The sequence below is a fragment of the Cryobacterium sinapicolor genome (assembly GCF_004403465.1).
In the GTDB taxonomy this organism is placed as follows: Bacteria; Actinomycetota; Actinomycetes; order Actinomycetales; family Microbacteriaceae; genus Cryobacterium; species Cryobacterium sinapicolor.
This window is the reverse complement of sequence record NZ_SOGQ01000077.1, coordinates 19158-43650: the sequence shown is the minus strand read 5'-3', so window position 1 is coordinate 43650 and position 24493 is coordinate 19158. Positions and strand designations below refer to the sequence as shown.

The window sequence follows — 24493 nt, the reverse complement described above, 5'->3', positions numbered from 1 at the left end:
CCGCGCACCGGGGCTCCGGCTTACGTCGGCGTAGCCTGCCGGGATGGAGCCTGACCCGATAGTCGCGGCACTCGACCGCTTGGCCCCGAGCGCGCAGGGGCGTGCCCCTGCGCGCGTGCGCATCGGGGTCGGTGCGGCCGTGGTGCTGCTGATCGCGGCGCTGGCCACCGCGGTGGTCGTGTCCGCGCTCGGACAACAGGCCGGTCATCAGGTGGTGTCTCCGGCGGATTCGACTGCGGGATCGGGCTCGGGCGCCGGTGCCGGCACGGCTGCCGGCGGCGCCGACACCGGCCCGGCCCCGAGCTCGTCGGGGGCGGCTTCGGCATCCGGTGGCCTCATCTTCGTGCATGTGCTCGGTGCCGTGCGTCGTCCCGGGCTCTTCGAACTCTCCACCGGTGCTCGGGTGATGGATGCCGTTGCCGCCGCCGGCGGGCTGACCGAGACCGCCGATCCGGCCGGCACGAATCTCGCCCGCAAGCTCAGCGACGGGGAGCAGGTGTATCTGCCGCAGCTCGGGGAAGTGCCCGTCGGACCGCCGCCGGGTGCCGGCTCGGTCCCCGGTGGCGCACCCGGCCCGGGTGCCGGCCCGTCGGCCCTGGTCAACCTGAACACGGCCACCCTTGTCGACCTCGATACCCTGCCGCGCATCGGACCGGCCATGGCCCAACGCATCCTGGACTACCGCGACACCAACGGGCCGTTCGCCACCGTCGAGGACCTGCGCAATGTCACCGGCATCGGCGAGAAGACCTTCGAGGGGCTCAGCGCCCTGGTCACGGTGTGAGCGCGGGCGATCGGATTCGTCCGGCGAATCGGAGCGGCGCCAATTAGGAGCGGCGATCGTACTCTGTGCGGCATGACGGATGGCACTCTGATCGGTCCGGTGAACGCCCCTGACCTGCACATGATGACGAACAACATCCGTCGGCGCCGGACACCGCTGCGGCCGGGGAGCCCCGATCATTGGGGCACCCGGAAGCAGCTCGTGCGGCGTCTCCTCACCGCCGAGCAGCCGACACTCCACGGCGTGCAGGAGGCGCCGGCCGACCAGGTCGACTTCGTCGCGGACACGCTCGGATCGCACAACCGGTGGGTCGGTCACGGGCGCAGTGCCTCCGGAGATGGTTCTCCTGGCCGTGTGGCGCAGCGTGCTGCAGATCTGCACCTCGATCCGGCGGTGGGACCTTCCGATGCACTTCCTCACCAACGGGCTCTGCGCCGCGCTGTGCTACCTCCTGTCGGTGAGGCTCGGAGTCCTGGCCGACGCCGTGACCCTCCCACGACTGATGCTCTCGGCCGTCGTGATGACAACCTCGTTGAGCCTGGCTCTCGGAGTGCTCTGGGAGATTTTCGAGTGGTTCGGCCACACGTTCATCGATGAGGAGATCTTCGTCGGGTACGTCGACACGATCGGAGACGTGGTCTGGGGCGGTGCCGGCGCGCTGCTTGCCGGGTTCAGCGTGTCGTTCCTGAACACCCGCACGGCTGCCGTGAACCGGCTGGCAGAGGACATCCTCGAATAGTGGGCACGCCTCCCCACCCACGGGCCGGAGGGAACGGCCCACAGATCATGGAGGGAACCGAGGAGAGTCACGGGCGCGCTTAGCCTCCCGGTATGACGCGCAGACCCCCCGCTGCAGGATTCGCTCAGCGGATCACGGCATGACCGGGCTCGACCTGCGCCTGGTGCTCCCCGCGGCGGCCGCGTGGCTGGCGGCCTGGTTGCTCATTGCCGTCCCCGAGTGGGCGGCCGGTGCGCAGGCCGCGCTCTGGAGCGTTTCACTCTGCGTGGGTCTGGTCGTGGCTCTGCGTCTGGTCCGGCCCTGGGGAGCACCGGTGTGCGGAGTGCTCCTGGTCTGCTGCGCGGCGGCCGCGCTGCTGGCATCCGCCGTCACGGTCGCCGCGCCGGGGCGGTTGCCGGACGCCGTGCGGGAGGAAGCGGCCCGCCAAGCCGGCGTGACCCTGCTCCTCACGGTGTCGTCGATCCCGGTGCAGACGCAGTCGTTCGGTGCGCCCACCCTGTTCGGCCCTGCAGGGGCCGACTCCGACACCGACCTCGGCGCATCTCCCCGGGTGCGATTCCGCGGCATCCTGACCGGGATCGAGCGGGGCGGGGCTGCCAGCGGCGATACGGCCAGGGACGACGCTGTGCGGGACGATGCCGTGCGGAACGGCACTCTGCGGAGCCTGTCGGTTCCAGTGGTCGTGTTCGCAGAGGCCGCCCAGGACACGGCGGCGACGCTCCAGATCGGCAGCGTCCTGCGGCTGGACGCCACCCTCCGGCTCACCGCGGCCGGGGATGCGGCGTCCGCCCTGGTCTTCGGGCGCGGAATGCCCGAGCTCGTCGATACGCCGCCCTGGTGGCTCGGCTGGGCCGCGGAGCTGCGCACCCTGTTCACGGCCGCCGCGGGGGAGCTGCCCGGTGACGGCGGCGACCTGCTGCCCGGCCTGGCTATCGGCGACACGAGTTCAGTCGAGGCTGATCTGGATGAAGCGATGAAGACGAGTTCCCTCAGCCACCTCACAGCCGTGTCTGGGGCCAACTGCGCCGTGGTGATCGCGGGCGTTATGCTCCTGACTGGGTTTCTGGGACTGCGCCGCGGCATCCGGATCGGGATTTCGCTGCTCACCCTGCTCGCGTTCGTCGTGCTGGTGACACCCGAACCCAGCGTGCTGCGCGCCGCCCTGATGGCCACGATCCTGCTGCTCGGGATTGCCTCGGGGCGGCCGGGCCGAGGCGTGCCGCTGCTCGCCCTCGTCGTGATTCTGCTGCTCGCGGCCGACCCGTGGCTGGCCCGTAGCTACGGCTTCGCCCTGTCGGTGCTCGCGACGGCGGGCCTGCTCGTACTGGCCGCGCCGCTCACCCGGCTGCTGCACCGCTGGCTGCCCGCCTGGCTCGCTGCGGTGATCGCCATCCCGCTGGCCGCACAGCTGGCCTGCCAGCCGGTGCTCGTGCTGCTCACCCCAACCCTTCCGCTGTACGGGGTGCCCGCGAACCTGCTGGCCGGTCCCGCGGCTCCGGCCGCCACCGTGATCGGTCTGATCGCGTGCCTGCTGCTGCCGTGGTTGCCCGGCGTCGCCGGGGGAGTGCTTTACCTGGCTTGGTTGCCAGCCGCCTGGATCGCGGCGATCGCCCGCACGTCCGCAGGGCTTCCCGGCAGCCGTCTGCCCTGGCTGGGGGGCGCGATCGGTATGCTCGTGACCGTCCTGCTGACCGTGGCGGTGGTTGCGTTGGTGCTGCGCGGCCGGGGGCAGGTCCGGGCGCACTGGCCGATCGCGGCGATTGCGGTTCTGGTCCTGGCCACCGGCAGCTACGGCGGAAGCCTGATCGGAGCCGGCGTCGGCCGGGCCGTGGCGTTTCCGGCGGACTGGCAGATCGCCGCCTGCGACATCGGGCAGGGTGACGCGATCGTCGTGCGTGACCGTGAACGCTACGCGCTCGTCGATGTGGGGCCCGACCCGGTTCTCCTCAGCGAATGCCTAGACACGCTCGGCATCGACCGGATCGACATCCTCGTGTTGACCCACTACGACCTGGACCACATCGGCGGGGTCTCCGCCGTGATCGGCCGGGTCGACACGGCTCTGGTCGGCATCCCGGAGAATGCCGACGATGAGCGCCTGCACGATGCCCTTGCCGCGGGCGGGGCCGAGATCCGGGAGGCCGCCCGCGGTGACACCGGCACCCTCGGGGAGCTGCGCTGGGAGATCCTCTGGCCGGTGCGGGGCTCGCCGGTGATGCAGACCGGCAACGAGGGCAGCGTGACGATCGGGTTCGACGGTCGGGGCATCCGTTCCCTCTTCCTGGGAGATCTCGGCGAGGAGTCCCAGGACGCGCTCCGGCGTCGTGATGGTCCGGGCTCGGTGGATGTCGTCAAGGTCGCCCACCACGGGTCGGGGGACCAGAGTCCGGCGCTCTACGCCGATCTCCGGGCCACGGTGGGGCTGATCTCCGTCGGCCGGGAGAACGGCTACGGGCATCCCACGGACACGATCCTGGACATCCTCGGGTCCGTGGGCACGCTGGCCTTCCGCACCGACCAGCAGGGGCTGCTCGTGATCGCCCCGGGGCCGGGCGGTGGTGCGCTGACGGTCTGGACCGAGAGCGTGCGGGGCGAGACCGTGGCGGTCGCCGGCCCCGGATAGTCTTGACAGAACCTGCACCGCCTCGACCGAAGGAACCCCGAGTGGCCGCACGAACCGCCTCATCCGGCCGGGCCGCACCCCGCGCCGCGCCGAAAACGGCCGCCATTCCGCAGTTGGCCTGGCATCAGGTGCGGCCGGCCCCGATCATCCTGGTGTCCGGAACCGAGGTCTTCCTGGCCGAGCGTGCGATCCGCCAGCTGCGGGACTTCCTCAAGCTCGAAGACCCCAGCCTGGAGATCAGCGACGTGCAGGCAGACAGTTATGCGCCCGGCGAGCTACTCACCATGGCCAGCCCGTCTCTCTTCGGCGAACCGCGGCTGATCCGGGTCAGCTCGGTGGAGAAGTGCAGCGATACCTTCCTCGCGGAGGCCCTGGACTACCTGCAGAACCCGGCCGAGGACACCTACGTGGTGCTCCGGCACGGCGGCGGTGTGCGCGGCAAGAAGCTGCTCGACACCATCCGCTCCGGCATCGGAGGCGGCATCGAGGTCGTCTGCGCCGAGTTGAAGAAGGACTCCGACCGCCACGACTTTGCCTCCGCCGAGTTCAAGACGGCCGGCAAGCGGGTCACGCCCAGCGCGCTGCGGTCCCTGGTCGCCGCGTTCTCCGGCGACCTGGCCGAACTCTCCGCGGCCTGCCAACAGCTCATCGCGGATGTGGGCGCCGAGGTGACCGAGACGACCGTGGACCGCTACTACGGTGGCCGGGTCGAGGCCAACGCGTTCAAGGTGGCCGACGCGGCGATCGCCGGGCATCAGGGTGAGGCGCTCGTCATCCTGCGCCACGCCCTGTCCTCCGGTGCGGACCCGGTCCCCGTGGTGGCCGCGTTCGCTATGAAGATCCGCACCATGGCGAAACTCTGCGGGGCGCGCGGCGGCTCGGGCCAGCTGGCGTCGCAGTTCGGGCTCGCCCCCTGGCAGGTCGAGCGTGCCCAGCGCGACCTGCGGAACTGGACCGACGAGGGTTTGGCCCGCTGCGTCGTGGCACTGGCCGAGACGGATGCCGCGGTGAAGGGTGCCGAGCGCGACCCCGTGTTCGCCCTCGAGCGGCTCATCGGCGTGATTGCCCGACGGGGTGAGAACTGACCGGGCTCGGCCCGGCTGAGGTCAGCTGCTCCGGCACCTGCACGGCAACGTCTTCCTCTCGCACTCCCCGTTGCGGTCCGGACCGCCCGAGGGGACCATCGAGACATGACCAAATACCTCATCTCCTTCCCTGGTGAAGCCATGGTGCTCACCGATGATGACTTCCCGCTCGCCGTCGCGGAATCCCATGCGGTGATCGAGGAGGCCAAGGCCGCTGGCGTCTATGTGTTCGGTGGCGGAATCGAGGAGGGAATCGATCCTGTCCTGGTCTCCGCCGACGGGACGGTGAGTATGGATCTCTATCCGGGAGCGACCTCACGGGCGGGTTCACCGTGTTGGAGCTGCCCACGCGGGAGGCCGCGGTCGGGTGGGCGAGGAAGCTCGCGCAGGCCTGCCGGTGCTCGCAGGAGCTCCGCGAGTTCGGGTATGACTCGGCGAGCTAGGAACAGGACTGAATCATCGGCGAAGAGTCAGGGAGAGGCCGGCTCCTTGTCGACCCGGTAGCACCTCCCGCAACATTTGGAGCCTAGGACCGGACACACGAAAGCCCCCACCGAAACGGAGGGGGCGATTGTGTGCGCCGGTCAGGGCCGGTGAAGGGTCCTGAGCCGGGTCAGGCGGAGACTAGACGAGGGCGTTGACCGACTTGGCGATCGCGGACTTCTTGTTCGCGGCCTGGTTCTGGTGGATGACGCCCTTGCTGACGGCCTTGTCGAGCTTCTTCGAAGCAATGGCGAGGCTGGCGACGGCCTTGTCCTTGTCGCCGGAGGCGATCGCGAGGCGCGTCGCGCGGACGGCGCGCTTGAACTCGCTCTTGACCGACTTGTTGCGCTCCTGGGCCTTCTTGTTGGTGCCGATACGCTTGATCTGCGACTTGATATTTGCCACGTTTATACGCTTTCGTTAGGTTCTTGTTCGGATGGGCCGCTTGGCGGTAGAGGGCGCCGTGCGGCAATAATCGTGTGGGGTGGGACCCAACACGCAAGCCAACAGGAAACGATACCAGTTATTCGCTCAGGCCGACAATCGGACCCGGCCGGTCGATGGCAATGTCCTTGAGGATGCCGCGCAGCACCGCCGCGAACCGCTCCGGCTGGGCAAGGCTGACGAGGTGCGACGCACGGGGAACGATCACGAGGCGGCCGTCCCGGCAGGCGGCGAGGAAACGTCGCTCATGTAGCCGGAACTGGTCGAGTGAACCGTTGACCAGCCACACCGGTCCGGGATAGCGTGCCAGGCTGTCGAGCGGGCGGAGGGTTCCGGTGGCGCCGAGCCCGGCATCCATCACGCCCAGCGGTACCCCACCGGAGAGCGTGTCGGCGGCCCCGTGCGGTGGCAGGAGCACTCGCACGAGCGTGGTGTGGAGCCACAGTCCCTGGTCGGGCAGCCGGCGGATCAGCCGGGCCAGTCCCCGGTAGGCGTCAAGCGGCCAGCCGGCGGGAACCGCACAGCTTCCCGCGGCGACCAGCCCGGCCACCTTCTGCGGGTGGCGTGCGGCGTACTCGATGGCGTAGTAGCCGCCCAAGGACAGTCCGACCAACAGCACCCGGCCACCCAGGGCGTCGACTCCTTCGTCGATGGCGGCCAGGGCGCCCGCCACGGTGAACGGTTCGTCCATGCGGGAGCCGTGCCCCGGCAGATCGATCGCGAGCGCCGGATGCCCCGTCTCGCCCAGCATGAACAACTGGTGCCGCCACATGGTGCTCGACGTGCGGATCCCGTGGACGAAGAGAACGGGGATGGCGGGTGTCATTCATTCCTCCTCAATGAGCAGCGATATTACAGAGGTGGCCCGTACCGAGGGAGCCTCACACGGGAACCGTTGCTCGGTGCAGTCGTGAGAACGAATTCGACGGACATTTTTCCGAAATCGGACACAGATGGGTGGAAAAAGCTCATTTTCGGGAAATTCTCCGTCGAAGTGGTTCACGGCAGTGATGCACGGCAGTGGTTGGCTGCGAGCGTCGAGCGTCGAGCGTCGAGCGTCGAGCGCTGAGCGCTGAGCGTCGAGCGTCGAGCGTCGAGCGTCGAGCGTCGAGCGCTGAGCGGTCCAGAGCGGCCGCCTGGAACGCGGAGCAGCAGCGGCGAAACGGGGACCCAGCCACCTATGGGAGAATTGCCAGACCATGTCACCGAGACCCCTCACGGCGCTTGAACCGGCCGCCACCCCGCCCGAGTTCATCCGCAACTTCTGCATCATCGCCCACATCGACCACGGCAAGTCCACGCTGGCCGACCGGATGCTGCAGATCACCGGCGTCGTCGACGACCGTTCGATGCGCGCCCAGTACCTCGACCGGATGGATATCGAGCGCGAGCGCGGCATCACCATCAAGAGCCAGGCCGTTCGGATGCCGTGGGAACTCGACGGCCAGACCTACGCACTGAACATGATCGACACTCCCGGCCATGTGGACTTCACCTATGAGGTGTCCCGCAGCCTGGCCGCGTGCGAGGGAGCCATCCTCCTCGTCGACGCCGCCCAGGGCATCGAGGCGCAGACCCTCGCCAACCTCTACCTGGCGCTGGAGAACGACCTCACCATCATCCCGGTGCTGAACAAGATCGACCTGCCGGCCGCTGACCCCGACAAGTATGCGAAGGAGCTCGCCAGCCTGATCGGCGGCAGCCCCGACGACGTGCTCCGGGTCTCCGGTAAGACCGGCGTCGGCGTCGCCGAACTCCTGGACCGGGCCACCCGCCTCATCCCGGCCCCGGTGGGCGACCCGGCCGCCCCGGCCCGCGCGATGATCTTCGACTCGGTCTACGACAGCTACCGCGGCGTCGTCACCTACGTGCGCATGATCGACGGCAAGCTGGGCCCGCGCGAGAAGATCCAGATGATGTCGACCCGGGCCACGCACGAGATCCTCGAGATCGGCGTCACCTCGCCCGAGCCCACCAACAGCAAGGGCCTCGGAGTCGGCGAGGTCGGCTACCTGATCACGGGCGTGAAGGATGTGCGCCAGTCGAAGGTCGGCGACACGGTCACCACGGCGCTCCGCCCCGCGACCGTCGCCCTGCCCGGTTACACCGAGCCCAAGCCGATGGTCTTCTCGGGCCTGTACCCGATCGACGGCAGCGACTACCCGGCCCTCCGCGAGGCCCTCGACAAGCTCAAGCTCTCCGACGCGTCCCTCGTCTACGAGCCCGAGACATCCGTCGCCCTCGGATTCGGTTTCCGCTGCGGCTTCCTCGGCCTGCTGCACCTCGAGATCATCACCGAGCGGCTCGACCGCGAATTCGGCCTCGACCTGATCACCACCGCTCCCAGCGTGATCTACGAGGTCACCACCGACGATAAGAAGTCGGTCACGGTGACCAACCCGAGCGAGTTCCCGAACGGCAAGATCGCCAAGGTCGAGGAGCCCATCGTGAAGGCGGCCATCCTCGCGCCCAAGGACTACGTCGGTGTGATCATGGAACTCTGCCAGAGCCGCCGCGGAACCCTGCTCGGCATGGACTACCTCGGTGAAGACCGGGTCGAGATCCGCTACACGATGCCGCTCGGCGAGATCGTGTTCGACTTCTTCGACAACCTGAAGAGCCGCACCGCCGGCTACGGCTCGCTCGACTACGAGCCGATCGGCTCGCAGGAGGCCGACCTGGTCAAGGTCGACATCCTGTTGCAGGGCGAACAGGTCGACGCGTTCAGCGCGATCGTGCACCGCGACAAGGCCTACGACTACGGCGTGCTGATGACCGGGCGCCTCCGGAAACTCATCCCGAGGCAGCAGTTCGACGTTCCCATCCAGGCCGCGATCGGCGCCCGTATCATCGCACGCGAGTCGATCAGCGCCATTCGCAAGGACGTCCTCGCCAAGTGCTACGGCGGTGACATCTCCCGCAAGCGCAAGCTGCTGGAGAAGCAGAAAGAGGGAAAAAAGCGAATGAAGATGGTCGGCCGGGTCGAGGTTCCCCAGGAGGCGTTCATTGCCGCCCTGTCCGGCGACGAACCCCCGAAGAAGAAGTAGACGGATGCGCCGCGCCACCTTCACCGACACAGCCGTCACCTACGCGTCCATCGGCGGCACCCTCGCCCCCGACCTTCTCCGGTTCCCACCCAAGGGGTACCGGCCCCTCGAGCGCACCGTGCGCCTCGGCAGCGGCGAGGAGCGCTTCGAGCTCGCCTCGAAGTCGCTGATGACCTGGGGTGTGCAGCGGGGGAGCGGCATGACCGTCACCGACCTTCTGGACGGCACCGGTCAGCAGTACACGGGGCTCGTCTTCGACGCCGACGGTCAGGCCGCCCGCAACCAGAAGGTCGAGCCGGACGAGGCCGTCTTCGCCGAGGACGGAACCCCCTACATCGTCAACGGGATGTCCGCGCACCTCACGACCAAGTTCGGGCCCTTCACGATCGACGCCCCCGTGCGTGTGGTCTACGTGATCGATGAGCCCAACCGCCTCGGCTACGCCTACGGCACCATGGCCGGGCACCCAGCCAGCGGTGAGGAGTCATTCATCGTCGAGAGGCGCGCGGACGACTCGGTCTGGCTCACCATCCGTGCCTTCTCGCGCCCCAGTTCCTGGGTCTACCGGCTCGGCTGGCCGCTCGTGCGACGGCAGCAGTCGAAAATCACAGCACGGTACCTGCGCGCGCTGCATCCGATCGGCGCGGTCTAACCGAATGGGCAGTGCCCTCCCTCTCGGCGACCCCGCACCCCGCGACGGCCTGCTACCGGCCTCGGCCGCCGTGGGGGCGGCCGGGCGCGACTTCGGCGTCTACCTGCACGTGCCGTTCTGCCGGGTGCGTTGCGGCTACTGCGATTTCAACACCTACACCGCCACCGAGTTGCGCGGCGCATCACAGCACGACTATGCCGGTCAGGCGATCAGCGAGGTCGAGGCGGCCGGCCGCATCCTGACCCTGTCGGGCGTGCCAGCCCGCGAGGCGGCGACCGTCTTCTTCGGCGGCGGAACCCCCACCCTGCTTCCGGCCGACGACCTGGTGCGGATGCTGCAGGCCGTGCGCTCCACCTGGGGCATCGCGCCCGACGCGGAGGTGACCACCGAGGCGAACCCCGACTCTGTCGACGCCGCCTACCTCGCCCGCCTCGCCGAGTCAGGCTTCACCCGGGTGTCCTTCGGCATGCAGTCCGCTGTGCCGAGCGTGCTGGCCACCCTCGAGCGCACCCACGACCCCGAGCGCGTGCCACTGGTCGTGCAGTGGGCCCGCGAGGCCGGCCTCGACGTGTCCCTCGACCTGATCTACGGCACTCCGGGGGAGACCCTCGCGAATTGGCGCACCAGCCTCGAGCACGCCATCCGTCAGGCACCCACGCACATCAGCGCGTACTCGCTCATCGTTGAGGAGGGCACCAAACTCGCCCGCCAGATCAAGCGCGGCGAGTTGGCCTCGGTCGACGACGACGTGCAGGCGGAGTTCTACGAGTTGGCCGATGACCTTCTGTCGCGGGCCGGCTACAGCTGGTACGAGGTGAGCAACTGGGCCACGGACCACGCTCACCGTTCCCGCCACAACCTTGCCTACTGGCGCAGCCAGGACTGGTGGGGCGTCGGGCCCGGAGCGCACAGCCACATCGGCGGGGTGCGCTGGTGGAACGTCAAGCATCCGTCGGCCTATGGCGACCGGATCCGCGCCGGCGACTCACCGGCCGCGGGTCGGGAGACCCTCGACGCGGCCACCCAGGAAGTGGAGCGGGTGCTGCTGCTCACCCGCATCCGCGAGGGAATTCGCATCGACTCCCTCGGCCCGCTCGGCCGCCGCGAGGTGGCCGGGCTGATCGCTGACGAACTCATCGACGCGCGAGCAGCCCTCTCCGGGTCCGTCGAACTGACCCGAAGAGGACGCCTCCTGGCGGATGCCGTCGTGCGCCGACTGGTCGCGGACTGACTAGTTCACGAACTTGATCGTGAGCGGGTACGTGTAGTACTCGCCCCGGTTCGCCGCAAGGGCGGCCATGATGCCGAAGACGATCGCCAGCACCCAGGCGGCAGCCAGGAGCAGGAAGCCGACGACGACGATGGTGAGGACCGAACCCACGATGTAGGCGAGCAGCAGCGTCAGCTGGAAGTTCAGGGCGGCCGCCGTGTGTGCCCGGATGAACGGGCCGCGTTCCTTGAGCACGATGTAGCCGACCAGAGCGGGCAGCGGGCCGAACAGAATCCCACCGATGTGGATGAGAGTGGCCCACAGCTTCTCGTCGGCCGGGTTCAGTTGAGTCGGTGCCTGGTACGGGTTAGGCGGAGGCGGGGTGTAATCGGACATGTTGCTCCTTCGATAGAAAAGACTGGCTCGGGCCGGCTACTTGATGAGGCGCAGGGCGAACGGGTACCGGTAGTGGTTCCCATCCTTGGCCTGGAGATAGCCGAGCACCGAGAAGACTACGCCGAGGATGTAGAGCACCCAGGCGAGACCACCGATGACGCCGCCGATGCCGAACGTGAGGAAGCCGATGACCGTCGCAAAGAAGTTGACCGCGAAGTAGCCGATCAGAAGTGTGATCTGAAAATTGAGCGCTTCCTTGGCCTCGACGCCGGTCAGGGGTCCGCGGTCCTTGAAGAGCAGCCACAGCACCAGGGACGGCAGGAACATCAGGATCCCGCCGAGGTGGGCGAGGGACGCCCACTGGCGGTCATCCGCCTCGGACACAGGTGACGGTCCGGGGGCGGCAGGCTGATACGGCGGTTGCGGCGGCCGCTGGCCCTGGTAGGGATCATCGGGTCCGGGTCCGGGACCGGTGAAATTGCTCATGATCGTGCCTTTCAGTGCACAGGGGAAGGGGTGGTACATGCCAAAGTTACCGCGCCCAGACATTCGGGAGCAATGGGGAAGCCCAGCCGGTCGCGGTATGATTGGCAGTCACATACCCCGAGTGCCAACCAGTGCTGCACTCACGACGCTGGGAGGAGGCGAGAGTCATGGTGTCCGATCGCAGTCTCGAAGTCCTGCGGGTGATCGTTCAGGACTACGTTGCCTCCCGCGAACCCGTCGGGTCCAAATCTATCGTCGACCGGCACTCCTTCGGGGTCTCGGCGGCCACGATCCGCAACGACATGGCCCTGCTCGAAGAGGAGGAGTTGATCGCGGCCCCGCACACCTCGTCGGGCCGGATCCCCACCGACAAGGGTTACCGCCTGTTTGTCGACCACCTCGCCGATCTGCGGCCGCTCTCGGCGGCGCAGCGCCAGGCCATCGAGACGTTCCTCGGCCAATCGGCCGACCTCGACGAGGTGCTGGCCCGCAGCGTGCGGCTGCTCTCCCAGCTCACCCACCAAGTCGCGCTGGTGCAGTATCCGTCGCTGTCCCGCGCGAAGGTGCGCCATATCGAACTGGTTCCTCTATCCGAAACCCGCCTCCTGTCCGTTCTGATCACGGATGCCGGACGTGTCGAGCAGCGCGTCGTCGACCTGCCCCGGCCGCTGGCGGAAACCGTTCTGGTCGAGCTGCGGGCCCGGCTGAATGCGGCCCTGGTCGGTCTCGGCATGAGCGAGGCCGCCGGTTCCCTCACCGCGGGCACCCTGACCGCCGCCGCCGACCTCGGCTCGTTCGATCAGCAGGAAGCCGTGGAGCTGATCATCGGCACACTGCGCGACCAGGTCGGCGCGAACCGGCAGGACCGGCTCGTGATGGCCGGCGCCGCCAACCTCGTGCGCACCGAGGAAGACTTCACCGGCAGTATCTACCCGGTGCTCGAGGCCATCGAAGAACAGGTCGTGCTCCTGCGGCTGTTCGGTGAGATGGCCACCGACCAGCACGGCGTGTCTGTCAGCATCGGCCGGGAGAACGCCCCGTTCGGTCTGGCCGAGACATCCGTGCTCACCAGCGGCTACTCGTCGCAGGGCGGCAACCTGGCCCGCCTCGGCGTGCTGGGCCCCACCCGAATGGACTATTCAAACAACATGGCGGCCGTCCGAGCGGTCGCCCGCTACCTTTCACGCCTTCTCGGCGAGAATTGACCAGGTCCCCCTGCCCAGAGGTCGGGGGCCCGCATTCAGAACGAACCCATATTTCAGAACAGACCTAGGAGAGCCAGCTTTGGCTGACCATTACGAAGTACTCGGCGTTGCACGCGACGCCTCGACCGACGAGATCAAGAAGGCCTACCGCAAGCTCGCCCGGCAGCTCCACCCCGACGTGAACCCGGGAGCGGATGCATCCGAACGTTTCAAGTCCGTCACGCACGCCTACGACGTGCTCAGCGACGCCAAGCAGCGCGACAACTACGACCGCGGCGGCAACGGCCGCTCGGGGGGAGGCGCGGGTGGCGGTTTCGACGGCAACTTCGGCAACTTCGGCGACATCTTCGAAACCTTCTTCGGCGGCGGCGGGGGATCCACCCGCGGCCCCCGGTCTCGCCGCGAGCGCGGCCAAGACGCCCTGATCCGGGTCGAACTCGACCTCGACGAGATCATCTTCGGCACGCACCGCGACCTCGAGGTCGACACGGCCATCGTCTGCGGTACCTGCAGCGGAACCTGCTGCCAGCCGGGCACTGCACCCGTCACCTGCGACATCTGTCACGGCACCGGCAACATCCAGCGCGCTGTGCGCTCGCTGCTCGGCAACGTCATGACCAGCAGCCCCTGCGGGTCCTGCCGCGGCTACGGCACGATCATCGCCACGCCCTGCGTCACCTGCCAGGGCCAAGGCCGCGTGCGCGCGCGACGCACTGTCCCCGTCGACATCCCCGCCGGGGTCGACACGGGCCTGCGCCTGCAGATGCCCGGAAGCGGCGAGGCCGGCCCGGCCGGCGGCCCCAACGGCGACCTCTACCTCGAGATGAAGGTACGCCACCACGACGTCTTCAGCCGCGACGGCGACGACCTGCTCGCCACCCTCGAGGTGCCGATGACGGATGCCATCCTCGGCACCTCCGCGACCGTCAAGGCGCTCGACGGCGACATCGAGGTCGAACTCAAGCCGGGCACGCAGAGCGCCGAGGTCATCACGGTCAAGGACCGCGGCGTCACCCGACTGCGCGGAAACGGGCGCGGTGACCTGAAGATCGGCGTTCACGTGGTCACGCCGACCCGCCTCGACCACAAGGAACGCGAACTGATCGAAGCCTTCGCCGCCCGCCACAAAGCGCCGGAACCGTCACTCAGCGCCTTCCAGCAGGGCCTGTTCGCCAAGCTGCGCGATCGGTTCCGCGGCTAGACGTCCATGGCACATTTCTTCATCGATGAGGCGCTCCTGGCCACCGACTGCGTGCCGGGGGCAGTCGTCGGGATCACCGGCGCCGAGGCGCGGCACGCGGTCACCGTCAGCCGGGTGCGACCGGGTGAGCACCTGCAGATCGGGAACGGGGCCGGGCTGATGCTCTCCGCCACCGTGGTCGGCGCGGACGCGAGCCTGTTGACCCTGCGCGTCGAAACGGTGACCGTGACCGCGCGCGTGACGCGGCGCATCCGTTTGGTCCAGGCCCTCGCCAAGGGAGACCGGGACGAACTGGCCGTGCAGGCTGCCACGGAGCTCGGCATCGACGGGGTCATCCCCTGGGCCGCATCCCGGTCGGTGACCCGCTGGGAGGGTGCGAAGGTGCAGAAGGGCCGAGATCGCTGGTCCAGCATCGTGCGCGAGGCCTCCAAGCAGTCGATCCGCGCGTGGCTGCCCACTGTCGCGGACCTGATGAGCACAAAAATGCTGGCCGAGCTGGCCGGCTCCACCCGAATGCTGCTATTGGAACCCTCCGCGACTGAACGCCTCACGTCGCAGGCGGCGCCGACCGACGACCGGGAGATCCTGCTCGTCGTCGGCCCCGAGGGCGGTATCTCCCCGGCCGAGCTGACCCTGCTGGAGCAGGCCGGCGCCACCCCGGTGCGGCTGGGGGACAACGTGCTGCGCACCTCCACCGCGGGTCCAGCCGCGCTCTCCATTCTGAACTCGACGCTCGGCCGCTGGTAGCGCGCGAGCTTAAGATAGAGATATGTCTTCCACCGGAGAACCGTCCATCTTCACCCGTATCGCCGCGCGCGAGATCCCGGCGACCATTGTCGCCGAAACCGACCGGATCATCGCCTTCAACGACATCGCCCCGCAGGCGCCCGTGCACATCGTGATCACGCCGAAAACGTCCCAGTACAGCAACGTCGTCGAACTCGCGGCCGGAGACCCCGGGCTCCTCGTCGAACTCGTCGAGGTCGCCAACGCTGTGGCGGCCACGGTGTCGAACGGCCAGTTCCGGCTCGTGTTCAATACCGGTGCCGCAGTCGGACAGACCGTCTTCCACGTTCATGCGCACCTGCTCGCCCCGCAGACCGCCGCCGGAACCCTCGGGGAGGGAACGCTTGGCTTCCGCTGAGACCACGGGGCCCGGAACGGAGGGTCCCGGCCAGGCCGAGGTACACATCACGGTCGATGGCGTCGCCATGGTGCGCCTGCTGGGCGCCGACGACCGCCTGCTCGCCACCGTCGAGAAGGAACACCCCGGAGTCAGCGTGCACGTGCGCGGCAACGAGATCACCCTCACCGGCCAGACCGAGCAGGTCGAGGCGGCGCGGCGCCTGATCGAGGAACTGCTGCTCATGGTGAGCGGCGGCCGCGACCTCGCCGAGTCCGAGGTGAGCACGTCGTCACGGATGCTGCACGAGGACAGTTCCACAAGCCCGTCCGAACGCCTCGGCCCGGCCATCCTCAGCTCCCGAGGGAAGAGCATCCGCCCCAAGACCATCGGGCAGAAGGAATACGTCGACGCCATCGACACCGACACCATCGTGTTCGGGGTCGGGCCGGCCGGCACCGGAAAGACCTACCTGGCGATGGCCAAGGCCGTGCAGGCGCTGCAGCGCAAGGAGGTCGACCGGATCATCCTCACCCGCCCGGCCGTCGAGGCCGGGGAACGGCTCGGCTTCCTGCCGGGCAGCCTCACCGAGAAGATCGACCCGTACCTGCGCCCGCTCTACGACGCCCTGAACGAGATGATGGACCCGGAGCTCGTGCCCAAGCTGCTGGCCGCCGGAACCATCGAGGTGGCCCCGCTCGCCTATATGCGTGGACGCACGCTCAACAACTCCTTCGTCGTGCTCGACGAGGCGCAGAACACCACCCCCGAGCAGATGAAGATGTTCCTGACCCGCCTGGGGTTCGGTTCCAAAATGGTCGTGACCGGGGACATCACCCAGATCGACCTGCCGGCTGGATCGAGCGGGCTGCGCCTGGTGAGCCGGGTGCTCGACGGGGTCGACGACATCCGTTTCGTGCGTCTGACCAGTGCCGACGTCGTGCGGCACTCCCTCGTGGGCCGGATCGTCGACGCCTGGACCGAGTACGACGCGCAGAAGCAGGCCGACCGCTACGAAAGCGACCAGGCGCGTGAATTCGCCAGTCGAGGACCCGGCCGCCCCAACACTCCCCGCGACCGCCTTCCGAAACGGAGATCCTCTTGAGCATCGACATCAACAACGAATCGACCATCCCGGTCGATGAGGCCGCCATCCTGCGCCTGGCCGCTTACGCTCTGGACTCCATGCACGTGCACCCCGACGCCGAACTGGCGATCGTGCTCGTCGACGAGGGCGCGATGGAGCAGTTGCACGTGCAGTGGATGGATGAGCCGGGCCCCACCGACGTGCTCAGCTTCCCGATGGACGAGCTGCGCCCGGGCACCGAAGAGGCCGAAACCCCGCCGGGGTTGCTCGGCGACATCGTGCTCTGCCCGCAGGTGGCCCAGGGCCAGGCCGAGACGGCCGGGCACAGCACCCTGGAAGAGCTGCTGCTGCTCACCACGCACGGCGTGCTGCACCTGCTCGGATTCGACCATGCGGAACCCGCCGAGGAGAAGGAGATGTTCGGCATCCAGCGCGACATTCTGATCGGCTTCGCCCTGCAGGAACGCCTCCGCGACCGATGATCGGGTGGTTTCTCACGTCGGCCATCCTGTTGGTCGCCTTCGGCGGCCTGATGGCCGCGGTAGATGCCGCCGTCACGAGCCAGTCACGAGCCGACATCCACGACCTGGCCGAGAAGTCCCGGGCGAGGCGCTCCCTGACCGCCATCGCCGCCGACACCGGCGCGCACCTGAACACCATCAGTTTCGTGCGGATCATCGCCGAGACCACGGCGGCCGTGCTCGTCACCCTCGTCTTCGCGACCACAATCGAGGAGCTGTGGCTGGCACTGCTGCTGTCCTCCCTGTTGATGACCGCGGTCTCCTTCGTGCTCGTCGGCGCCAGCCCGCGTAGCGTGGGCCGGGCGCACCCCGTGGAACTCCTGGCCGCGACCGCGCCGCTGGTGCACTTCCTCCGGGTGCTCCTCGGCCCGATCGCCAACGCGCTCGTGGCGCTCGGCAACCGGGTCACCCCCGGGCGCACGCGGCTGGCCACGTTCACGTCGGAGGACCAGCTGCTCAGCATGGTCGACGAGGCCACCGAGCTCGACGTCCTCGAGGAGGACGACCGGGAACTGATCCACTCCATCTTCGAGTTCAACGAGACCGTCGTGCGCGAGGTGATGATCCCGCGCACCGACATGGTCACCATCGAAGCGGACTCCTCGATCGGCGCGGCGATGGGCTTGTTCCTGAGCAAGGGCTTCTCCCGGGTGCCGGTCATCGACGGCGAAGTGGATGACGTCACGGGCATCCTGTACCTGCGCGATGTGGCCCGCCTCGTCTACGAGCGGCCGCCGAACGTGGAGAGCCTCACGGTGCGCGAACTCGAGCGGCCCGCCGTCTTCGTGCCCGAGTCCAAGAAAGCCGACGCCCTGCTCCGCCAAATGCAACTCGAGTCGAACCACCTCGCCATGGTGGTCGACGAGTATGGTGGAATCGCCGGACTGGTCACCCTCGAAGACCTGATCGAGGAACTCGTGGGAGACATCTCCGACGAGTACGACCGCGACGTGGTGGAAGTCGAAGACCTCGGCCACGGCCGCTTCCGGGTCAGTGCGCGGCTCCCGGTCGACGAGCTCGGCGAACTGTTCGACCTGGAACTGGATGACGACGACGTCGACTCGGTGGGTGGCCTGCTGGCCAAGGCCCTCGGCCGGTTGCCGGTCGCGGGTTCGGTCGCCCGGGCGAGTGGGCTGGTCCTCACAGCCGAACGCACCGAGGGCCGCCGCAAGAGAATCAGCACCGTGCTGGTTGAACGAGACCAAGCGCTGATAGACGCGCAGAACGCATTCCTCGGAGTGTCGGACGATGAGAGAGTGAACGGTCATGACTGAAGTAGAGGGATTCCGAGCGGGGTTCGTGTCGTTTGTGGGGCGCCCCAACGTGGGCAAGTCCACCCTGACGAACGCGCTGGTGGGGGAGAAGGTCGCGATCACGTCATCGAAGCCGCAGACCACCCGGCGTGCCATCCGCGGCATTGTGCACCAGAAGAACGGCCAGCTGATTCTGGTCGACACCCCGGGCATCCACAAGCCGCGCACCCTGCTGGGCGAACGGCTGAACAGCCTGGTGCAGTCGACGCTGTCCGGCGTGGACGTGGTGGGCCTTTGCATTCCGGCCAACGAACCGATCGGCCCGGGCGACCGGTTCATCAACGAACAGCTGGACAATTTTCCGCGGGCCCGGAAGGTGGCCATCGTGACCAAGATCGACATGTCCTCCAAGACCAGTGTGGCCAACCAGCTCCTCGCAGTCTCGCAGCTGCGTGACTGGGAGGCGATCGTGCCGATCTCGGCGACCAGCCGCATCCAGCTCGATATCCTCGGCGCCGAGTTGTTGCGACTGCTGCCCCTGTCGGATGCTCCGCTCTACCCGGCCGACGCGGTCACCGACGAGAGCCTCGAATCGCGTATCTCGGAGTACATCCGCGAGGCGGCGCTCGAGGGCGTCACCGACGAACTGCCGCACTCGATCGCCGTGACCATCGACGACATCATCGAGCGCGACGACCAGGAACTGGTCGAGATCTACGCGAACCTGTTCGTCGAGCGGGACAGCCAGAAGGGCATCATCATCGGCAAGTCGGGCAGCCGGTTGAAGGACGTCGGCGTGCGCGCGCGCAAACAGATCGAACCTCTCGTGGGCAAGCGGGTCTTCCTCTCGCTCCGGGTCAAGGTCGCCAAGGAGTGGCAGCGCGACCCGAAACAGCTGGGTCGCCTGGGCTTCTAGCGGCCCGTCGGTTGACCTTCCCGCGGGGGATGGTAGCCTGCACTTATGTTTTTCGGTGAGCTCCTTCTTCGCTGCCGCGACGAGTCCTAATCTGAGGCCTCCCTCGTCGCGGAGTTCGTCGTTGGCTACCCACCATTCGCGAGGAGATCACAGATCATGAAGAACAACCAGTCCGCATCCCGGATGCCGATTCATAAGTACCGCCCATACCAGGAGCAGTTCACGGTCGAACTGCCCGACCGCACCTGGCCGGGCAAGCACATCACCGAGGCCCCGCGTTGGTGCGCGGTCGACCTGCGCGACGGCAACCAGGCGCTGATCGACCCGATGAGCCCCGAGCGCAAGCGCATCATGTTCGACATGCTCGTGCGCATGGGGTACAAGGAGATCGAGGTCGGCTTCCCGTCGGCGAGCCAGACCGACTTCGACTTCGTGCGCAGCCTGATCGATGACAATGCCATCCCGGATGACGTGACCATCCAGGTGCTCACGCAGGCGCGCGAGCACCTGATCCGGCGCACCTACGAGTCGATCGCGGGGGCCAAGCAGGCCATCGTGCACCTCTACAACTCCACCAGCGTGCTGCAGCGCGAGGTCGTGTTTCGCGAGGACAAGCAGGGCATCATCGACATCGCACTGGCCGGCGCGCGTCTCTGTCGTGCCGCTGAGGCAACCGTCCCCGGCACAACGGTCTATTACGAGTACTCCCCAGAGAGCTACACCGGCACCGAGCTCGAATTCGCCGTCGACGTCTGCAACCAGATCCTCGAGATCCTCGAGCCGACTCCCGAGCGCAAGGTCATCATCAACCTGCCCGCAACCGTCGAAATGGCCACCCCCAACGTCTACGCCGATTCGATCGAGTGGATGTCCCGGCACCTCGCCCACCGCGAGAACGTGCTCATCTCCCTGCACCCGCACAACGACCGCGGCACCGCCGTCGCGGCCGCGGAATTGGGCTACCTCGCCGGCGCCGACCGCATCGAAGGCTGCCTGTTCGGCAACGGCGAACGCACCGGCAACGTGGACCTGGTGGCGCTGGGCGTCAACCTGTTCACCCAGGGAATCGACCCCCAGATCGACTTCAGCAACATCGACGAGGTCAAGCGCACCGCCGAGTACTGCAACCAGCTGCCGGTTCCCGAACGCAGCCCCTGGGCCGGCGACCTGGTCTTCACCGCGTTCAGCGGCTCGCACCAGGACGCCATCAAGAAGGGCTTCGAGGCCATGGCCGCGAATGCCGCCACACAGGGTTGCAGCGTCGACGACCTCCTCTGGGCGGTTCCGTACCTGCCGATCGACCCGAAGGACCTCGGTCGCAGCTACGAGGCGGTGATCCGGGTCAACTCCCAGTCCGGCAAGGGCGGCGTGGCCTACCTGCTCAAGACCGACCACGCCCTGGACCTGCCGCGCAAGCTGCAGATCGAATTCTCCGGCGTCGTGCAGTCCAAGACCGACCAGGAGGGCGGCGAGGTCACCAGCGAGCAGATCTGGGCGATCTTCAACGACGAGTACCTGCCGGCCAGCCAGACCACGCCCGACGCCAAGTGGGGTCGGTTCGAACTGCACGCCACGCGCACCTCGAGCGACCTCTCCGGTTCGGTCGAGCTGTCTGTCGACCTGCGCGATGATGCGAGCGTGTCCAGTGCGGTCGCTTCGGGCAACGGCCCCATCGCGGCGTTCCTCGGCGTGATGGCCGAGCGCGGGATCGCGATCACCCTCTACGACTACGTCGAGCACGCCATGTCGGCCGGCGGCGACGCCCTCGCCGCCGCCTACGTCGAACTCGACGTCAACGGCAAGCGGTTCTGGGGTGTCGGCATCGACGCGGACATCTCGACTGCCTCGCTCAAATCGGTGGTGTCCGCGGTCAACCGCGGTATCCGCGCCGAGGCGGGCGAGCGATCCCTGGCAGACGCGACCGCCTGAACCGGTGCGGCCTCAACCGCTGCGTGAACTGAGAATCGCCGTCCCGGCCGAAAGACCTCCCTCCGGGGACACGTTCGGCCGGAACGGCGATTCTGGTGGTGCGTGCTGTGGTTCTCAGAGTCGCGCGGCATCCTTCGACCGTGCCCGGTTGGCCGGAGCAACGTGGGTCGGCTCCGCGGTCGGCGTGGCCGGCCGGGTCGCGGGCTCCGGGGTCAGCACCATCGTGCAGTCGTCGATCGCCCCGGCGAGCAGGTCGTAGAGCTGGCCGTCCGGGTCGGGAACACACGCTTCCGCGATGCCCTGCACGGACACCCGGATGATGGTCTCCGCCGTGCGATCCGTGAACTTGCTCCGGGACCAGGATCCCATCGACGAGATGAACTCCCGTGCCCACCGTTCGGTCGTCGGTGCCGCGTCGAACGCAGTGCGGATGCGCAGGGCGACGTCGTCTGGAATCATTCCGTCGGCCTCGGTCAGGTGCCGTTCGCAGTTGAGGATCCCCACGGCGAGGGCCCGCTGGTGGTCGGCGCTGGTGACCGGGAGCGCCGAGGTGGCCGCGCGCAGCGCGATCAGCAGTCGCACCCTCGCGTTGTCCCCGCGCAGACCGATCACCGGCGGAATCAGCGGGACCAACCGGGCACGGGCGGTGTCCGACGTGCAGTCGTTCACCATTCGGGCCACGGAGGCGAGCAGGGGATGCGTGCAGGCCGGGTGGTCGCTCCACGCCTCACCGGCGAGATAGGAGGCGAACTCCATGAAACAGGCGCCGGAACGCGGGTTTCTGTGCTTGCCTCGGGACAGGACCGGCATCAAATCCGGCATGGAATCGGGCACGTTGCCCTTCAGCATGTTCATGAGGTTCCTCCAAACGACGTGAGTTCTTCTCATTAGTTTCACCCGGGACGCAGGGAAAGGCGAGAGCGGATTCCGTCGTATGTGGTCCAGTTTCGGAACTGTTCGGACTCAGGCCCCGGGGCCCCTGTGCCGCCGGAAGGCCACGATATTGTCGCGCCGCCACCGCGGCCAGCTGCCGATCGCCCGCTGCTGCGGCAGGCTCCAGCCATATCGGGCGGCGAGGATCCGGATGACCGTCGTCACCACGACGCAGGCGATCCCGGCCACCGTGATCGGCACCTGCAGAAGGAAGAGCACCACCAGCAGCCCGCTGCCGACCCCGGCCGCGACGGCGTAGAACGACCCCACGTGCATCACCGCGATCGGCACGTTCAGCATCATGTCCCGCAGGGCCGACCCGCCCACCGCTGTGATGACCCCCACGAACAGGGCGGGAATCTCCGGCAGGCCGGCAGCGAGCGCCTTGCTGGTTCCGAGGGCTCCGAACAGTCCGATGGTCACCGCGTCGAGGGCGATGATGAACGGGCCGAGCCGGTTGAACAGGCTCTGCAGCAGCATTCCCAGCAGGGCAGCCCCCGCGCACACCGGCAGGTACCAATTGCTCTGCAGGGCGGCGGGCACGCCGCCCAGCAGGATGTCGCGGAGCAACCCGCCACCGAGCCCGACGGTGACCCCGATCAGTGCGATCCCGAGCAGGTCGAAGCGGCGGTCGGTGAAGCGGCCGGCGAACATGGCGCCCTGCACGGCTCCGATGGCGACGGCAGTGAGGTCGAGCCAGAGCGGGATGAAGAAAGAGGTCGAGGGCACCCCTAATGAAACCACTGAAACGGTGGGCGTCGGCGCGCTCGGCATCCAGTGCTCCCGCCAGGTGGGAGAATCCTAGGGTGCCTGTCTACCGTGATGATGTCGTCGTGCTGCGCACCCAAAAACTGGGCGAAGCCGACCGCATCGTCACCATGCTCACCCGCCAGCACGGCAAGGTGCGCGCGGTCGCCAAAGGCGTGCGTCGCACCGCGTCGAAATTCGGCGCCCGACTGGAACCGTTCATGGTCGCCGATGTGCAGCTCTGGGAGGGTCGGAGCCTTGACGTCATCACGCAGGCGGAGTCCATCGCGTCCTACGGGGCCCTGATCACAGCGGACTATCCGAGCTACACGGCGGCCAGTGCAATGGTGGAAACAGCCGACAAGCTCACCGAGGCGGAGGGGTCGCTGCAGCAGTACCTGCTGCTGGTGGGTGCCCTCCGGTCGTTGTCCCGCCGTGAGCACGGCGCCGGTCTCACCCTCGATTCCTATCTGCTCCGGGCGCTGTCGATGGCCGGCTGGGCTCCCAGTTTCCAGGATTGCGCGCGGTGCGGCGCCCGGGGTGACCATTCCGCGATGGTCGTGCAGGTCGGTGGGATCGTGTGCGACGACTGCGCGGCCCCCGGCTCGCCCCGGCTCGATCCGGCCACCATCGCCCTGCTCGGCTCCCTGCTGACCGGGGACTGGGAGCACACCACGTCCACCCCGCCGCAAACCAGAGCCCAGGCCACCGGGGTCGTCGCCGCGTACACGCAGTGGCACCTCGGACGCGGCCTCCGATCGTTGGAACACGTGAGTCGATGACCTCCAAGCCGTTCAACCTCAACCCCTTCGGCCAGAAGCCCCTCACCCACAAGGATGCGGTGCCGTTCAAGCCTCTGGACTGGACGGGCCTGTACCCTTCCTCCCTGCCAAGGAAGGCCGTGCCCGAGCATGTGGCGGTCGTCATGGACGGCAACGGCCGGTGGGCGAACGCGCGCGGCCTGCCGCGAGTGGAAGGCCACAAGGCCGGGGAGGCGGCGCTCCTCGACGTCGTCGCCGGCGCCATCCAGATCGGCGTCAAGCATCTGAGCGTCTACGCGTTCTCAACCGAGAACTGGAAGCGGTCGCCGGACGAGGTGCGCTTCCTGATGGGCTTCAACCGGGATGTGCTGCACCGCCGGCGCGACCAGCTCAATGAGTGGGGAGTGCGCGTGCGGTGGGCCGGACGCAAGCCCCGGCTCTGGGCATCCGTCATCACAGAACTTCAGTTCGCCGAACGGCTGACCGCGGGCAACGACGTGCTCACCCTGACCATGTGCGTCAACTACGGCGGGCGCACCGAGATCGCGGATGCCGTGCGTGCGCTGGCCGAGGACGTCGCCGCGGGCAGGCTGAAACCGGCCGGCATCACCGAGAAATCGATCCAGCGGCACCTGTACACCGCGGACCTCCCCGACGTGGACCTGTTCGTGCGCAGCTCGGGGGAGCAGCGCACCAGCAACTTCCTGCTCTGGCAGAGCGCCTACGCGGAGATGGTGTTCCTGGACACCCTCTGGCCGGACTTCGGCCGGGTGGACCTGTGGCGGGCGATCGAGATCTACGCGTCCCGCAATCGCCGGTACGGCGGCGCGGTGGACACGCCGACCGCGTAGGCCGGAAATCCCCGGTG

The 24493-nt window shown here is 68.0% G+C and carries 24 protein-coding genes and 1 pseudogene; 19 read left to right on the top strand and 6 right to left on the bottom strand.

The genetic code is table 11. The features are described 5' to 3' along the window. Positions 1-43 precede the first annotated feature (43 nt). From E3T28_RS13530 to E3T28_RS17435, 5 genes and pseudogenes are all read left to right on the top strand, one after another. Entirely contained in the window at positions 44-784 is a 741-nt protein-coding gene (locus tag E3T28_RS13530) for a helix-hairpin-helix domain-containing protein (protein ID WP_134432250.1), read from the top strand. Between the two features lie 337 nt (positions 785-1121). Then, positions 1122-1523: a DUF2238 domain-containing protein gene (locus E3T28_RS13525; RefSeq protein WP_134432248.1), complete on the top strand. Its 402-nt coding sequence runs from the start codon at positions 1122-1124 to the stop codon at positions 1521-1523. Positions 1524-1662: 139 nt separating this feature from the next. Further along, entirely contained in the window at positions 1663-4146 is a 2484-nt protein-coding gene (locus E3T28_RS13520) for a ComEC/Rec2 family competence protein (protein WP_134432246.1), read from the top strand. 41 nt (positions 4147-4187) lie between these two features. After that, positions 4188-5231, top strand: a complete 1044-nt coding sequence (gene holA / locus E3T28_RS13515) for a DNA polymerase III subunit delta (protein ID WP_134432244.1) — start codon at positions 4188-4190, stop codon at positions 5229-5231. A 105-nt stretch (positions 5232-5336) separates the two neighbouring features. Beyond that, positions 5337-5674, top strand: a pseudogene (locus E3T28_RS17435) (YciI family protein). Positions 5675-5855: 181 nt separating this feature from the next. Here E3T28_RS17435 and rpsT read toward each other — a convergent pair. Next, positions 5856-6119 carry a 30S ribosomal protein S20 gene (rpsT, locus tag E3T28_RS13505; RefSeq protein WP_134370311.1) on the bottom strand — a complete coding sequence of 88 codons (264 nt, stop codon included), beginning with the start codon at positions 6117-6119 and terminating at the stop codon, positions 5856-5858. A 118-nt stretch (positions 6120-6237) separates the two neighbouring features. Further along, on the bottom strand, positions 6238-6984 hold the full coding sequence (locus tag E3T28_RS13500) for an alpha/beta fold hydrolase (protein ID WP_134432242.1): 747 nt from the start codon (positions 6982-6984) through the stop codon (positions 6238-6240). Positions 6985-7357: 373 nt separating this feature from the next. On the opposite strand from E3T28_RS13500, the gene lepA reads away from it, so the two are divergent. Genes lepA through hemW form a run of 3 tightly spaced genes read left to right on the top strand, consistent with a single transcriptional unit; the run spans position 7358 to position 11088 of the window. Continuing rightward, positions 7358-9205 (top strand): translation elongation factor 4, encoded by a 1848-nt coding sequence (gene lepA, locus E3T28_RS13495; protein WP_134432240.1) that lies wholly within the window; start codon positions 7358-7360, stop codon positions 9203-9205. Between the two features lie 4 nt (positions 9206-9209). Next, positions 9210-9857, top strand: a complete 648-nt coding sequence (locus E3T28_RS13490) for a DUF1990 family protein (protein WP_134432238.1) — start codon at positions 9210-9212, stop codon at positions 9855-9857. A 4-nt stretch (positions 9858-9861) separates the two neighbouring features. After that, positions 9862-11088 carry a radical SAM family heme chaperone HemW gene (gene hemW, locus E3T28_RS13485; protein ID WP_134432236.1) on the top strand — a complete coding sequence of 409 codons (1227 nt, stop codon included), beginning with the start codon at positions 9862-9864 and terminating at the stop codon, positions 11086-11088. On the opposite strand, the gene E3T28_RS13480 is transcribed toward hemW, so the two are convergent. Beyond that, positions 11089-11463, bottom strand: a complete 375-nt coding sequence (locus E3T28_RS13480) for a DUF4870 domain-containing protein (protein ID WP_134432234.1) — start codon at positions 11461-11463, stop codon at positions 11089-11091. Between the two features lie 36 nt (positions 11464-11499). Beyond that, positions 11500-11949 carry a DUF4870 domain-containing protein gene (locus tag E3T28_RS13475; protein ID WP_134432232.1) on the bottom strand — a complete coding sequence of 150 codons (450 nt, stop codon included), beginning with the start codon at positions 11947-11949 and terminating at the stop codon, positions 11500-11502. 167 nt (positions 11950-12116) lie between these two features. Here E3T28_RS13475 and hrcA point away from each other — a divergent pair, with 167 nt between their 5' ends. From hrcA to leuA, 9 genes are all read left to right on the top strand, one after another. Beyond that, a complete protein-coding gene (hrcA, locus tag E3T28_RS13470) occupies positions 12117-13154 on the top strand; it encodes a heat-inducible transcriptional repressor HrcA (RefSeq protein WP_134432230.1) in 1038 nt (345 codons plus the stop codon). A gap of 79 nt (positions 13155-13233) precedes the next feature. Next, positions 13234-14355 (top strand): molecular chaperone DnaJ, encoded by a 1122-nt coding sequence (gene dnaJ, locus E3T28_RS13465; RefSeq protein WP_134432228.1) that lies wholly within the window; start codon positions 13234-13236, stop codon positions 14353-14355. Between the two features lie 6 nt (positions 14356-14361). Then, positions 14362-15102: a 16S rRNA (uracil(1498)-N(3))-methyltransferase gene (locus E3T28_RS13460; RefSeq protein ID WP_134432226.1), complete on the top strand. Its 741-nt coding sequence runs from the start codon at positions 14362-14364 to the stop codon at positions 15100-15102. A gap of 22 nt (positions 15103-15124) precedes the next feature. After that, the gene (locus tag E3T28_RS13455) at positions 15125-15499 is read left to right on the top strand and encodes an HIT domain-containing protein (protein ID WP_134432224.1); all 375 of its coding nucleotides are present in this window, start codon (positions 15125-15127) and stop codon (positions 15497-15499) included. Next, positions 15486-16583, top strand: coding sequence for a PhoH family protein (locus tag E3T28_RS13450; RefSeq protein WP_420898272.1), 1098 nt, complete (start codon positions 15486-15488; stop codon positions 16581-16583). Before E3T28_RS13455 ends, E3T28_RS13450 begins: the two co-directional genes overlap by 14 nt. Continuing rightward, positions 16580-17047: an rRNA maturation RNase YbeY gene (ybeY, locus tag E3T28_RS13445; RefSeq protein WP_134432220.1), complete on the top strand. Its 468-nt coding sequence runs from the start codon at positions 16580-16582 to the stop codon at positions 17045-17047. The genes E3T28_RS13450 and ybeY overlap by 4 nt, the downstream gene beginning before the upstream one ends. Continuing rightward, positions 17044-18360 carry a hemolysin family protein gene (locus E3T28_RS13440; RefSeq protein WP_134432218.1) on the top strand — a complete coding sequence of 439 codons (1317 nt, stop codon included), beginning with the start codon at positions 17044-17046 and terminating at the stop codon, positions 18358-18360. The genes ybeY and E3T28_RS13440 overlap by 4 nt, the downstream gene beginning before the upstream one ends. Beyond that, entirely contained in the window at positions 18353-19255 is a 903-nt protein-coding gene (gene era / locus E3T28_RS13435; protein WP_134432216.1) for a GTPase Era, read from the top strand. The genes E3T28_RS13440 and era overlap by 8 nt, the downstream gene beginning before the upstream one ends. A gap of 156 nt (positions 19256-19411) precedes the next feature. Then, positions 19412-21184 carry a 2-isopropylmalate synthase gene (gene leuA, locus E3T28_RS13430; protein WP_134432214.1) on the top strand — a complete coding sequence of 591 codons (1773 nt, stop codon included), beginning with the start codon at positions 19412-19414 and terminating at the stop codon, positions 21182-21184. Positions 21185-21298: 114 nt separating this feature from the next. On the opposite strand, the gene E3T28_RS13425 is transcribed toward leuA, so the two are convergent. Next, complete coding sequence (locus E3T28_RS13425; RefSeq protein WP_174776780.1) at positions 21299-22039, bottom strand: hypothetical protein; 741 nt, start codon at positions 22037-22039, stop codon at positions 21299-21301. Positions 22040-22147: 108 nt separating this feature from the next. Then, positions 22148-22846 carry a trimeric intracellular cation channel family protein gene (locus tag E3T28_RS13420; RefSeq protein ID WP_241979345.1) on the bottom strand — a complete coding sequence of 233 codons (699 nt, stop codon included), beginning with the start codon at positions 22844-22846 and terminating at the stop codon, positions 22148-22150. 77 nt (positions 22847-22923) lie between these two features. Here E3T28_RS13420 and recO point away from each other — a divergent pair, with 77 nt between their 5' ends. Further along, on the top strand, positions 22924-23646 hold the full coding sequence (gene recO, locus E3T28_RS13415) for a DNA repair protein RecO (RefSeq protein ID WP_134432210.1): 723 nt from the start codon (positions 22924-22926) through the stop codon (positions 23644-23646). After that, positions 23643-24476: an isoprenyl transferase gene (locus E3T28_RS13410; RefSeq protein WP_134432208.1), complete on the top strand. Its 834-nt coding sequence runs from the start codon at positions 23643-23645 to the stop codon at positions 24474-24476. The genes recO and E3T28_RS13410 overlap by 4 nt, the downstream gene beginning before the upstream one ends. Positions 24477-24493 lie beyond the last annotated feature (17 nt).